The sequence below is a fragment of the Microbispora sp. H10836 genome (assembly GCF_012999525.1).
Classification (GTDB): domain Bacteria; phylum Actinomycetota; class Actinomycetes; order Streptosporangiales; family Streptosporangiaceae; genus Microbispora.
The window spans coordinates 185,092-198,072 of record NZ_JABBWU010000008.1 but is presented as its reverse complement, the minus strand read 5'-3'; the positions used below and the strand labels follow the sequence as shown (position 1 = coordinate 198,072).

The following is a 12,981-nucleotide window of genomic DNA, read 5'->3' as shown; positions in this document are numbered from 1 at the left end:
TCTGCCGGGAGCCGTGGCGCGCCGAGCCGCACGCCCCGCCCAGGGCGCCCCGACCCGTGGGCCCCGCTCAGGGCGCCCTCCTCAATTCACCCTGCTCGGTGCACCCTGCTCAATTCACCCTGCGTTCGCGGCTCGGCTCGCTCTGCCGGGACGCCCGGTCCACCGCCGTGACGTGGTAACGGTGGCCGGGCGCGCCGTCGGGGTCCACCCAGCGGACGTGCCTGCCCGCGGGCACGACGGCGACCAGGTGCGCCGCGTCGGCGAAGTCCTGCCGGCGGGCGGGCCGGTCGAACCGGAAGACGGCGAACTGGAACGGGGCGCGGGGTCCCGTCGCCTCGACGTGCAACTCCACGCCCCCGCTCACGCGCCGGGCCGAGGCGAGCACGGGACGGCGCGGCGGCTCGCCGCCCGCGAGTCTGGGCAGCAGCGGCGCGAGCGCGGGCCGCGTGTAGTGCCCGCTCACGACCGCGCTGATCGAGCCGAGCCGGTCGTCGCGGACGTCGGCCGCGTTGTACCAGATGTCTCCCCCGACCTCCGGATGGTCCCGGTTGAGCGTGAGGTGCCGGGCGAGCTCGTCCGGCTGGAACCACTCGGCGGGCTGCCCCGCCGTCCCCGCCTTGTACGCCGCCTGGCCGATCCACAGCTGCACCCCGGTGCCGGCGGCCACGTCGGACCACCAGGGGACGAGCTTGGCGTAGTCGGCGTTCGACTGGCCGATGTACCAGTAGAGCTGCGGCGCGACGTAGTCGAGCCAGCCCTTCTTCACCCAGCCCCGGGTGTCGGCGTGCAGGTTGTCGTACGACTGGCCGCCGCTGGTGTCGGAGCCGAGGGGGTCGGTGGCCTTGTTGCGCCAGATGCCCGAAGGGCCGATGCCCCAGATCACCTCGGGCTTGGCCCGCCGCACACGCCGCTGCATCTCCCGGACGAGCAGGTCGACGTTGTTCCGCCGCCAGGCGGCCAGGTCGGGGAAGCCCGCGCCGTACGCCGCATAGGCCGCGCTGTCGTCGAACGCCGTGGTGTTGACCGGGTAGAAGTAGTCGTCGAAGTGCACACCGTCGATGTCGTAACGGGTGACGGCGTCCATCATCGCGTCCTGCACGAACGCGCGGACCTCGGGGATGCCGGGGTTGTAGTAGAGCTTGCCGCCGTACGGGACGATCCACTCGGGGTGGCGGCGGCCGGGGTGATCCGGATGCAGCGCGGCCGGGTCCGCCTGCATCGACACGCGGTACGGGTTGAACCAGGCGTGGAACGCGAGCCCTCGCCGGTGGGCGGCCTCGACGGCGAAGCCCAGCGGGTCGTAGCCCGGGTCCTGCCCCTGGACGCCGGTCAGATACTGCGACCACGGCTCGTACGGCGACGGCCAGAAGGCGTCGGCCGTCGGCCTGATCTGCACGAACACCGAGTTGAGCCGGCGCGCCACGGCCAGGTCGAGCCAGGCCGCGAGCTCGGCCTGCTGCCGCTCGGGCGTCAGCCCCGGCTTGGACGGCCAGTTGATGTTGACGACCGAGGCGATCCACATGCCGCGCATCTGACGCAGCGGCGGGACGTACCCGGCGGGCGAGGCGGAAGCGGGGGATGCGGCGAGGGCGGGCAGCGGGACGCTCGCCGCCGCGGCGGCGAGGGCCAGGCCGCGCAGCATGGAACGCCGGGAGGGGGAGCTCAATCGGACCTCCGAAAGCCGGGGGGATGCGGCGATCACGACACTGGCAGAAACTTACTTTCAGATCAATGCCGATAAAAGAAAGTGTCATAGACGTGTAATCTGCCCCAGGAGGTCCTCGTTGGAGACGCGCCAGACGTGCCGGTCACGTCGCACATGTCTCGACATGTGGACTTCTGATCCCGTTGTCCCGCGCCGGCGGGCGGGTGGATCTAAGCTGATCGCGCAATGGAGAGGCTGCAGGTGATGAACGAGAACGAGGGCGCCGCACCGGTCAACCCGATCGCGACGGTGCGTGCGGTGCTGCCCTCGCTCACCCCCGCCGCCCAGACCATCGCGCGTCTCATCCTCGACGACCCCGCCATGGTGGCCCGCAGCACGATCACGGAGATCAGCGCGGTCTCGGGGATCAGCGAGGCGACGATCGTGCGGACCGCACGGGCGCTGGGCTTCGCCGGCTACTCACAGCTGCGGTTCGCGCTGGCCGCGGCCGTGGCCAGGGACACCCCCGAACGGCTCGTGCCGGGCGACCTCGCCCCGGACGACCCCCTGACCGACGTCATCGCCAAGGTCACCCGGGCCGAGTCGCAGGCGCTCGCCGACACGGCGGCGCAGCTCAGTCCCGAAGGGCTCGGCGCGGTGGTGGACGCCGTCGCCGGCGCCCGCCGCGTGGACGTGTACGGCGTGGGCGCCTCCGGTCTCGTCGCGGCCGACATGGCGCAGAAGCTCATGCGGATCGGGCTGCCCGGCCACTACTTCACCGACGCGCATCTCGCGCTCACCAGCGCCGCGCTGCTGCGCGAGGGGGACGTCGCCGTCGGGGTGAGCTGCACCGGCGAGACACCCGACGTGCTCGGCCCGGCACGGGTCGCCCGCAAGGCCGGTGCGACGGTCGTGGCGATCACCAACAATCCGCGCTCGTCGCTGGCCGGGATCGCCGGCCACGTCCTGGTCTCCGCCGGTCGCGAGACGGCGTTCCGGCCGGGCGCGCTGGCCAGCCGGATCAGCCAGCTCCTCATCGTCGACTGCGTGTTCGTCGGCGTCGCGCAGCGCACGTTCGACACCTCCGACGCCGCCTTACGGGCGACCCGCGACGCGCTCGCCGACTACCTCGGCGACGCCCACCGCCGCGTCCGTAGCGCCTGACCACTCCGCGAGCGCCCGGCCGGCCCGCCCACGGCCAGGCCCCGACCGCCCGCTCCCCCGCCCGGCCGGCAGGCCCCTCCTGGCGGAAGGCCGGAGCTCGTCAGGCGGCGCCGCCCGCATGGCGGGCGGCCTCCAGCCGGTCGCCGTTGGCCCGCAGAAGCGCGCGGGCGTCGTCAGGGCCGAGGTCGTGCTCGATCATCAGCACCGCCGCCTTGATGTTCCAGTCCGCCGCCTCCAGCGCGGCCCGCGCGGCGGCGGGCCCGGCGCCGGTGAGGTCGCCGACGATCCGCGTCGCCCGGCGCGCGAGCTTCGCGTTCACCGCCGAGACCTCGATCATGGTGTTCCCGTACGTCCGGCCGAGCCGGATCATCGCGATCGTGGAGATCATGTTGAGCACGAGCTTCTGGGCGGTCCCCGCCTTGAGCCGGGTCGAGCCGGCCACCACTTCGGGGCCGACGACCACCTCGATCGGATGTTCGGCCCGCTCCGACAGCGGCGACCCCGGATTGCACGACAGGCTCACGGTCAGCGCCCCGCGGCGGGCGGCCTCGCCCAGCGCGCCGAGCACGAACGGCGCCCGGCCGCTGGCGGAGATCCCCACGAGCGAGTCGAGCGGGCCCAGGGCCCGGTCGGCGACGGCCGCCATTCCTCCGTCGTGGTCGTCCTCGGCACCCTCGATCGACCGGGTCAGCGCGGCCTCGCCGCCCGCGATGACGCCCTGCACGAGCTCGGGGTCGGTGCCGAAGGTCGGCGGGCACTCCGACGCGTCGAGGACGCCGAGCCTGCCGGACGTCCCCGCGCCCACGTAGAAGAGGCGTCCGCCCCCGCCCATCCGGGCGACGATGGCGTCGACGGCGGCCGAGACGGCCGGGATGGCCCTGGCCACCGCGCCGGGCACCGTGGCGTCGGCCGCGTTCATCAGCCGGGCGATCTCCTCGGTCGGCAGCCGGTCGATCTCGCGATAACGCGGATCACTCTGCTCGGTGAACAGCTCGCTCTGCTCGGTGAAGAGCTGCTCGGTGTACATCTCGCGCTGCTCGGTGGACAGGCCCGCCAGTGGGTCAGTCATCTCGTCCCCGTCGTTGGAATCCGTCTCCCTCGTGCCGCCCGGGCTCACCGGTGGCTCACCGGCACGGCGACCACACTGCGGCGTTCGGGATGGAAGCAGGCGTGCCGCTGCGGCGTGCCGCCGTCGTGGCCGAGCACGGGCCGCTCCCGCTCACACCGCTCCGTACGGAACGGGCAGCGCGGCGCGAACAGGCAGCCCCCCGTGTGGTCGCTCGGGCGGCCGCCCGGGTGGCCGCTCGTGTCGTCGCTTGGGTGGTCTCCCGACGCCTCCACCGGCACGACCCGCTGCTCGCCCGGCGACTCCAGCCCGTGCAGCACCGGAATGGCCGACAGCAGCGCCTGGGTGTAGGGATGCACCGGCGCCGAGATGACGGTCTCGACCGGGCCGCGCTCGACCACCTGGCCGCGGTAGATGACGTACAGCTCGCCGTCCGTGCCGATGTAGCGGGCGGTCGCCACGTCGTGGGTGATGAACAGCACGCTCACCCCGAGCCGCTCGCGCAGGTCCTTCAGCAGCGCGAGGATGCCCAGGCGCAGCGACACGTCGATCATCGAGACGGCCTCGTCGGCGACCAGGACCTCGGGATCGACGGTCAGCGCGCGGGCGATCACCACGCGCTGGCGCATGCCGCCGGACAACTGGTGGGGATAGCGCGGCAGCACGTAGCCCGGGTCGAGCCCGACCATGCCGAGCAGTTCCCCGGCCCGCTCGTCCGCCCACGCGCGCGGCCGGCCCGTCTGCCGCGCCCGCAGCGCGAGCGGCGCGGCCAGCGCCTGGTGGATGGTGCGCGTCGGGTTCAGCGCGGAGTACGGGTCCTGGTGGACGAGCTGGACCCGGCGGAAGTACGGCTGCCGCCGCCGGTGGCTCAGCGACGACATCGCCACGCCGTCGATGACGATCTCGCCCGCGTCGCAGGTCTCCAGCCCGGCGATGATCCGGCCGAGAGTGGTCTTGCCGCAGCCCGACTCGCCGATGAACGAGACGGCCCCGCCCTTCGGGATCGCGAAGTCCACGCCGCGCAGCGCCGGGACCTCCCGCGCGCCGAGCACGCCGCCGCGCTGCCGGAACGTCTTCGTGATGCCGGTCCCGCCGATCATGCCTGGTCCTCTCCCGTCGCGGCGGCCACGGCCCGCCTGTCCCCCTCGTCGTCCCGTACGGCATGGCAGGCCGCCCACCGGGAGCCCCGGGTGACGACGGGCGGGCTGCCGGTCTCGCACACGTCCATGCGCAGCGGGCAGCGGTCGCGGAACACGCACCCGTCGGCCGGGACGTCGGCCAGCGTCGGCGGGCGGCCCGGCAGGGCCCGCGCCTCGCCGATGTCGCCGACCAGGCGCGGGATGGCCCCGAGCAGCCCCCGCATGTACGGGTGGCGCGGCCCGGCGAGCACCTCGCGGGTCGGGCCGTGCTCGACCACGCGTCCGCCGTACATGACGGCGAGCCGGTCGGCGACCTCGGCGACCACCCCGAGGTCGTGGGTGATGACGAGCGTGGTGAGCCCGCGCTCGGCGTGCACCTCGCGGACGATCCGCAGGATCGTCGCCTGGGTGATCATGTCGAGGGCGGTCGTGGGCTCGTCCAGCACGACGAGGCGGGCGTTCAGCACCAGGGCCAGCATGATGCCGACCCGCTGGCGCATGCCGCCGGACAGTTCGTGCTGGTAGGAGTCGAGCACCCGGGCGCCGTCCAGGCCCATCCGGCCGAGCAGGCCCCGGGCGTCGGCCAGCAGGCCGCGCATGTCCTCGACGCCGTGCGAGCGCCCCAGGTCGAGCACCTGCTTGCCGACCGTCTTCAGCGGGTTGAGGGAGTTCTGCGCCGCCTGGAAGACGTACCCGACGTGCCGGCCCCGGGCCCGCCGCAACCCCTCGCCACCGAGCGCCACGACGTCGCCGAGGCCGTCGATCTCGACGCTGCCCGCCGCGATCCTGCCGGGCGGCTGGACGGCGTTGAGCAGCGACAGCGCGAGCGTGGACTTGCCAGAACCCGACTCGCCGACCACGCCGGTGATCGTGCCGGGCGCCAGATCGAGATCGACGCCGGACACCGCCGGGAGCTCTCCCGCCGGGGTGCGGTAGACCACGGTCAGCCCGCGGATCCGCACACCGGGAGGACCCTGCTCGGAGGCCACGTTCACTCCTCCCGCAGCCGGGGGTTGAAGATCTCGTCCATCGCGTCCACGATCAGCACGATGCCGAGCGTGAGCAGCAGGATCGCCAGCAGCGGCGCCAGCAGGTACGGCAGCGCGGCCGTCGTGGTCAGCGCGCCGCCGCCGAAGACGGCGAGGTTGAGCATGACCCCCCAGTTGTTCGCCTCGAACGGCAGCACACCCAGGAAGAACAGGCCCACCTGCGCGTAGACCGCGCCGGTCACCGCGATGAGCGCGTTCATCGCGATGTACGGGGCCATGCCGGGCAGCAGCTCCCTGCCGACGATGTGCGTGGTGGACAGGCCGAGCCCCCGGGCGGCCTCGATGAACCCGCGCTCGCGCAGCGACAGCGTCTGCGCCCGCACGGCCCGGGCCACGCCGCCCCAGCCGAGCAGCCCGAGCACCAGGCCCATCTCGACGGCGCCGGTGAACTTCCACACCGTCGACAGCACCAGCAGCAGCGGCAGGCCGGGGATCGTGAGCTTCATGTCGGTGAACCGCATGAGCACGGTGTCCCAGCGGCCCCGCCGGAACCCCGCGAACAGCCCGATGCCCGCGCCGACCACGACCGTGATGACGGCCGTCACGACGGCGGTCAGCAGGACGTACCGGGTTCCGGTCACGACGAGGGCGAGCACGTCCGTGCCCTCGAAGTCCGTGCCGAACGGATGCCGCAGGCTCGGCGAGGCGTAGAGCGCGCTCGTGTCGCGGGGCAGCGGGTCGGGGTAGAGCAGCGGCCCGAAGATCCCCATGAACGCGAACACCACGAGGATGACCGCCCCGGCCATCCGGCTCGGCTTGCGCCGCATGACCCGCCAGACACCCCGCCAGAAGTTGCGCCGCACGGCCGCGGCGGCGCCCGTCTCCGGCACGATCGTGCTCGTCATGCGACCCCCTCGCCTGGCGGCTCGGCGCGACGTCGTGCCGGAGGCGCGCAGGTGACCCTGACGGGCAGCTCGCTGTGTTCACTGATTCGCTCGCTTCGCTCGCTCATGCCGTCTCCCCTCCACTGCGCACCCGGGGGTCGATGACCGTGTAGAGCAGGTCGGCGGCGATGTTCGCGACGACGACCGCCGTCGTGATGAGCAGGAACGCCCCGCCCATCAGGGAATAGTCGCGGTTGTTGACGCTGTCGATCAGCATCAGCCCCAGGCCGGGATAGTTGAAGATGCGCTCGATGAAGATCGCGCCGCCGAAGAGCAGGCCCAGCGAGAGCGCCAGGATCGTGAACAGCGGCAGGATCGCGTTGCGCGCGACGTAGCGGAAGATGATCGACCGTTTCATGCCGCGCAGCTCGGCCGCCAGGATGAAGTCGTCGCCGAGCACCGTGACCACGCTCGACTTCATCGCGAGGATCCACCCGCCGTAACCGGCCAGCGCGTACGTGACGACCGGCAGGGTGGCGTGCTCGACCAGCGAGCCGATGTAGTCGGCGGTGAAGCCGGGATCGATCACGATGTCGGCCGTGCCCCCTGCCGGAAGGATCGGGATCAGCGTGGTGAAGATCGCTCCCAGCAGCAGCGCCAGCACGTACTGCGGGACGCCGTGCAGCAGGGATCCGGAGATCGCGAGGAGGTCGCCGAGCACGCCGGTCCGTTTGATCGCGGCGTAGACGCCCATGACGACGCCGGCGAGGAAGCTCAGCAGCGTCCCGGCGAGCACCGGGATCACGGTCCACTTGGCCGCCGAGAACAACACGGTCGACACCCCGGCGCCGGGCACGGACAGCGACTGCCCGAGGTCGAGGTGGGCCAGGCCGCCCATGTAGTCGAGGTACTGCTCCCACAGGCCGCCCTTCGGCGTGAAGCCGTACAACGCCTCGACCGCGCGCTGGGCGGCGTCGGGGGCCATGCCCTGCTCGACGAGCTTCTGGTAGCGCGCCGCGAGCGGATCGCCGGGGACGCTCCTGATGATCAGAAAACTGATCGTCGTGACGACCAGGATCATGACGAGCCCGCGGGCCACATGGCCCGCGAGCCGCCGGAGGAGAACCGTCACGGACTACTGCTTCTTCTTGATCAGGCCGAGCTGGATCCAGACGCCGGAGGGCTGGCGCAGCAGGTCGCTCTCGTCCTCGGGGAAGCCGGTGAAGCGGTTGGTGTTGACGAACTGGGTGTTCACGTAGTCCCACAGCTGGATGACCGGGAGGTCCTGGTTGGCCGCCTTGGCGAGCTTGGCGATGACCGCCTTCTGCTCGTCGCCGCTGACGCTGTTGAGCTGGGCGGTCAGCTCGCCGGGGTTGACCGTGCCGACACCGTCGACGTCGATCGTCTCCGGGCCGCCCATCCAGTTGCCGTCCTTGCCGGGCGCCGAGTGCTTGACCTTGCCGCCGAGGATGTTCCAGCCGTTGGATGTGCCGTACAGGCGCTGGAAGATGTTGTACGGCGCGGGGCCGAGCGCGATGAGCCAGAAGCCGAGGTCGTACTTGCCCTCGGAGAGCTCGGACAGGTAGAGCGGATAGTCGGCGGTGGTCACCACCTCGGCGTCGACGCCGGCCGCGGTGAGCTGGCTGGTGATGGCCTTGGCCGCGGAGACCCAGTCGGAGAACGGCGCCGGGATGTGGATCGTCACCTTCCAGGGCTTGCCGTCGGGCAGCGCCCACTTGCCGTCCTTCTTCTGCAGACCGGCCTCCGTGAACTCCTTGTCGGCCTTGGCCGGGTCCAGTTTGTACGGCTCCAGCGCGTCGAGTCCGGCGCCGAGCCACTCCCTGGCGGCCTTCTGGTGGATGCCCGAGGTGGTCACGGCCGCCGTGCCGCCCTCCGGCGAGGCGATCCGCGTGACCTCCTCACGGTTGACCAGGGAGGCCAGCCCGCGCCGCACGTGCACGTTGTCGTACGGCTTCTTCGCCTGGTTGAACGCCAGCGAGACGGCCACCGGGGAGTAGCCCTTGATGACCTGGTTGCCGGGCGTCGCCTTGATGCGCGTCATCACGTCGGCGGGCACCGCGGTGAACGGGGCGTTGTCGAGCGTGCCGGAGGTCAGGTAGTTCCAGATCTGCTCGTTCCCGGTGGTGTTGAGCAGCTTGAGCTGGTCGGGTGCGACGTTGGCGGCGTTGTAGAAGTTCGTGTTCTTCACCAGCAGCGCCTCGCCGGGGTTCATCCGCTTGAGGACGAACGGCCCGGCCGACACGTCCTGAGGCGGGGCGAACGCGAGCACCTTCTCCGACAGCGCCTTGATCTGCCCGCGCGCCGCCTCCGCCTCCGGGCCGTCGCCGCGGGCGGCCTTGAGCATGTCCCAGAAGTCGGCGGGGACGACGCTCTGCCACACGTGCTGGGGCACCACGAAGGCGTCCATGACCCCGCGCACGAACGTGACGCTGGGGTTCTTCATGTCCTGGGTGATCTTGATGGTCGTGTCGTCGACGACTTCGACGTCCGAGGCGGCGCCGGCCGCGCCGGGATCGACCGCGAAGGCGGTGCTGCCCTGGGTGTAGGCCAGCGCGATGGAGAACTTCACGTCATCGGCGGTGACGGGCTGCCCGTCGGACCACTTGTTGCCCGGCTGCAGGTGCAGGGTGATGGAGGAGTTGTCCGGCGCGATGTCCCAGCTCGCCGCGATGCCCGGATAGAACTGGTTCGGGTCGGTGAGGGTGTTCTTCGCCCAGGCGATCCTCATCGCGTTGTAGCCCCAGAACGCGTTGCCCTTGGGGTTCCACGGGTTGATCGGCGCGTTGACGTCGAGCGACGGCTTGTTGATATCCACCGTGGTGTAGACGCCGCCACCGCCGCCTGTGGAGTTCCCGTTCGTGCCGCCGCCGCTGCATGCCGCGACGGCCGCGAGGCTGAGCAACGCCGCGATCGCTGTCAGACGTTTCATTGACCGCTCCGGGGGGTTGTTCTGATGCGGATCTTGTCCGGACCTTAAGCACGGACCCACAGGCGGGTCAATAATCTGCAAAACTCGTGAGGGTTCTGCAACTTTCCTTCATTCGGGTCACGGCGAAACCGAGCACCGCGACCGCCCGCCGGGAGTGGCGGACTTCTCTCCGGCCGGTCAGCGAACTGTTACTGGTCGCCTCCACGCGATCACATTACGTTGCGAGCAAAGGCCCCGCCGTACGAGGAGGACTGGCGTGAAGTCCATCGCCCGATTTTGTGGCAACTGCAGCTGCGGCTGCCCCGAGCTGTTCGTGGACGCCTCCGCCCCGGCCGAGCGTCAGGTCGTCATCACCGACGACTTCGGCCAGAAGGTGGAGATGAGCCTCGACCAGCTCGGCTCGCTCGTGGAGGCGGCGAAGACCGGCGCGCTGGACGACCTCGCGCTCACCGGCTGACCGTGAACCCGGCCGCCCTGTTCGCCGGGGGCCTCGCCGCCGGCCTCGCCGCGGGCACGGCGTCGTGCGCCGCCGTCCAGGGCGGCCTTCTCATCGGCCTCGTCTCCGGGAACGCCTCCGGGAACGCGGCCGGCCCGTCCCGTGCCCTCCCGCCGGTGGCCGCGTTCCTGACCGGCAGACTCGCCGCCCATACCGCCCTCGGAGCGTTGCTCGGGCTGGCTGGCGCGGCGGTCCAGGTCGGCCCGGGCACCCGGGCGGCGCTGCTCGTCGCCGCCGGAACCGTGGTGGTCGTCCTCGCCGTACGGATGCTCCGCCGGCGTCACGAGGCGGGCTGCGCACCGGCGAGGAAAGTGCCCGCACGCACCCCGGGCGGGCGGCCTCCACCGGACCACGCGTCCGTCGGCATCGGGCACGACTGCGCGCCGCGCGCCGCACCCGGCCGCGCGGCCTCCGCCGCTTGCGGGACCGCATCTCCCGGTACGGCCGCCCCGCTGAAGAGCACGCGGGGCGGCACTCGCTCCCCCACTCTCGTACGGGCGGCCGGGCTGGGCGCGGCCACGATCTTCGTTCCCTGCGGCGTCACGGTCGGCATGGAGGTCGTGGCCGTCTCCATGGGTTCCGCGTCCGGGGGCGCGGCCGTGCTCGCGGGGCTCGCCCTCGGCACCGCTCCCGCCTTCGCCGCCCTCGGGCTGCTGGTGCGCACGCTCGCCTCGACCCGGCTGGCCGCCCTGGCGGGGATCGCGGCCCTGGCCGCCGGCCTCTTCACCGTCGGCTCCGGCCTGCGGCTCGGCGGCTGGCTGCCGGACTTCTCCCAGGCGCAGTTCGGCTCCCCCGCCGCCGCCGCGGGACGCGCCCTCACCGGGACCGACGGCGTCCAGCGGCTCACGGTCTGGGCGACCGCCGAGGGTTTCCGGCCCGGCATCGCGGTCGCCGCCGCCGGGCGGCCCGTCGAGATCGCCTTCAGGACGAGGGACAACCGGGGCTGCACGCGCACGCTCGCGATCGACGACCGCGACGTCGTGCTCCCCGTGACCGGCGAGCGCGTGGTGCGGCTCGCGGCCCGTCCGGAGGGGCGGCTGCGCTACGCCTGCGGGATGGGAATGTACGTGGGCTTCGTCAGGTTCGAGCGCGTCCCATGACACCAACGTCTTACCAATAACCCTCCGTGACGACTCGGTTACGTGTCACCCTGTCTCCCATGACACTAGTGGGAGCGACGGAGGCGACCGCGTGGCCCGGGATACCGGTCCCGCGTACCCCTGAACTTCTGGACCCGGCCGAGGCGAACCTGCTCGACAGGGCCCGCGACGGCGACCGTGACGCGGCGCACCGGCTGGGCCGGCTGTGCGCGGAGCGCGACGACCGACTGGGCGCCCGGCACTGGTGGGAACGGGCGGCGCGGGCGGGCAACGTCGACAGCGCCTACAACCTGGGGCTGTGGCACCGCACGCACGGGACGACCGAGGAGGCCATCGGCTGGTTCGAGCTGGCCGCGGCCACCGGCGACGCGGACGCGGCGACGAACCTGGCCTCGCTGCTGCTGGAGCGGCGCGGCGACACCGACGCGGCGCGCACGTGGTTCGAGCGGGCGGCCGAGGACGGCTCCCGCCACGCGGCCCGGCGACTGGCCCTGCTGTGCGAGGACCAGGGCGACGGCATGGGCGCCCGGCGCTGGCACTTCAGGGCGGCCGTGGACGGCGACCTGCGCTCGGCCCACGACCTGGGCTTCCTGGGCTACGCCGCGGGCGACGAGGCCGAGGCGCTGCACTGGTGGGAGTACGCGGCACGCGGCGGCCACGCGGAGGCCGCCTATCACATGGCTCTGCTCCTGCACACGGCCCGCGACGAGAAGGGCGCCGAGGCGTTCTACCGGCTGGCCGCCCGCGCCGACCACCCCGGGGCCGCCTTCCGCCTCGGCGACCTGGCGCTGGGCCGGGGTGACTTATCCACCGCGCGTGCCTGCTTCGAGCGGGCGGCGCGGACCGGGCGGCCCGACGCGCGGCGGATGGCCGGCCTCGTCTGCGCCCGGATGGACGACAGGCAGGCGGCCGCCCACTGGTACGAGCGGGCCGCGGCCGACGACCCCGAGGCCGCCTTCCGCCTCGGGCTGCTGCTCGTCGCGGAGCACAACGACCTGAAGGGCGGGCGCCACTGGTTCAGGCGGGCGGCCGAATTCGGGCACCACGGCGCGATGGTCGAACTGCGGACACTGCTGCCCCTGCTCGGCGCGTCCCCGGACGCCGAGGACTGCCTGCTCGACCCGCCCCCGCCCCACTGGAACCGGCCCGCGGAGCCCGGGCAGGCCGCGCGCGCCGAACTCGCCGTGGCGGCGGCGCGCAGGCGCGGCGATTCGGCGGCGGAGCCCGCGGACCTGGTCGAGATCCTCGGCACGTGGGATCTGGTCACCGGAGACCTGGTCACTGGGAACCTGGCCGCCGGGAACCCGCTCATGAGCGATCCGGCCGCCGGCGGCCTGCCGGACGCGGACGAGACCGGTCCGGCGGACACCGTGGGGCGGCTCGCCCGGGCGAGCGGACTGCACCGGGCCGCCATCGAGCATCTCGGCCTGGTGCGCGCCACGCTGCTGCGGCCGGGCACGGCCCCCTGGCCCACTCCGGCCGAGGTCGAGCATGTGCTCGGCACCGCGAGGGACCTGCGCAGACGCCTCGATCTCGGTCGTACCTGAC

At 72.5% G+C, this 12,981-nt stretch carries 11 protein-coding genes; 4 read left to right on the top strand and 7 right to left on the bottom strand.

Annotated features, from left to right (window positions below):
• Positions 1-109 precede the first annotated feature (109 nt).
• Positions 110-1,666: a glycoside hydrolase family 10 protein gene (locus HHX30_RS17195; RefSeq protein ID WP_211592130.1), complete on the bottom strand. Its 1,557-nt coding sequence runs from the start codon at positions 1,664-1,666 to the stop codon at positions 110-112.
• Between the two features lie 243 nt (positions 1,667-1,909).
• Between HHX30_RS17195 and HHX30_RS17190 the strand changes: the two genes are divergently transcribed.
• The gene (locus tag HHX30_RS17190; RefSeq protein ID WP_169982965.1) at positions 1,910-2,809 is read left to right on the top strand and encodes a MurR/RpiR family transcriptional regulator; all 900 of its coding nucleotides are present in this window, start codon (positions 1,910-1,912) and stop codon (positions 2,807-2,809) included.
• 100 nt (positions 2,810-2,909) lie between these two features.
• Here HHX30_RS17190 and murQ read toward each other — a convergent pair whose 3' ends face one another.
• From murQ to HHX30_RS17160, 6 genes are all read right to left on the bottom strand, one after another.
• A complete protein-coding gene (murQ, locus tag HHX30_RS17185; RefSeq protein ID WP_249350139.1) occupies positions 2,910-3,878 on the bottom strand; it encodes an N-acetylmuramic acid 6-phosphate etherase in 969 nt (322 codons plus the stop codon).
• A 44-nt stretch (positions 3,879-3,922) separates the two neighbouring features.
• On the bottom strand, positions 3,923-4,975 hold the full coding sequence (locus HHX30_RS17180) for an ABC transporter ATP-binding protein (RefSeq protein ID WP_169982964.1): 1,053 nt from the start codon (positions 4,973-4,975) through the stop codon (positions 3,923-3,925).
• The gene (locus HHX30_RS17175) at positions 4,972-6,003 is read right to left on the bottom strand and encodes an ABC transporter ATP-binding protein (protein ID WP_311922512.1); all 1,032 of its coding nucleotides are present in this window, start codon (positions 6,001-6,003) and stop codon (positions 4,972-4,974) included. The genes HHX30_RS17180 and HHX30_RS17175 overlap by 4 nt, the downstream gene beginning before the upstream one ends.
• A gap of 2 nt (positions 6,004-6,005) precedes the next feature.
• A complete protein-coding gene (locus HHX30_RS17170) occupies positions 6,006-6,908 on the bottom strand; it encodes an ABC transporter permease (protein ID WP_169982962.1) in 903 nt (300 codons plus the stop codon).
• Positions 6,909-7,011: 103 nt separating this feature from the next.
• Entirely contained in the window at positions 7,012-8,019 is a 1,008-nt protein-coding gene (locus HHX30_RS17165; RefSeq protein ID WP_311922511.1) for an ABC transporter permease, read from the bottom strand.
• A gap of 3 nt (positions 8,020-8,022) precedes the next feature.
• A complete protein-coding gene (locus HHX30_RS17160; protein WP_169982961.1) occupies positions 8,023-9,837 on the bottom strand; it encodes an ABC transporter substrate-binding protein in 1,815 nt (604 codons plus the stop codon).
• A 256-nt stretch (positions 9,838-10,093) separates the two neighbouring features.
• Between HHX30_RS17160 and HHX30_RS43270 the strand changes: the two genes are divergently transcribed.
• From HHX30_RS43270 to HHX30_RS17145, 3 genes are read left to right on the top strand one after another with little or no spacing between them, the layout of a single operon-like run.
• Positions 10,094-10,294, top strand: a complete 201-nt coding sequence (locus HHX30_RS43270) for a hypothetical protein (RefSeq protein WP_143737724.1) — start codon at positions 10,094-10,096, stop codon at positions 10,292-10,294.
• A gap of 2 nt (positions 10,295-10,296) precedes the next feature.
• Positions 10,297-11,433, top strand: a complete 1,137-nt coding sequence (locus tag HHX30_RS17150; RefSeq protein ID WP_169982960.1) for a sulfite exporter TauE/SafE family protein — start codon at positions 10,297-10,299, stop codon at positions 11,431-11,433.
• A 59-nt stretch (positions 11,434-11,492) separates the two neighbouring features.
• Positions 11,493-12,980 (top strand): SEL1-like repeat protein, encoded by a 1,488-nt coding sequence (locus HHX30_RS17145; protein WP_169982959.1) that lies wholly within the window; start codon positions 11,493-11,495, stop codon positions 12,978-12,980.
• Position 12,981 lies beyond the last annotated feature (1 nt).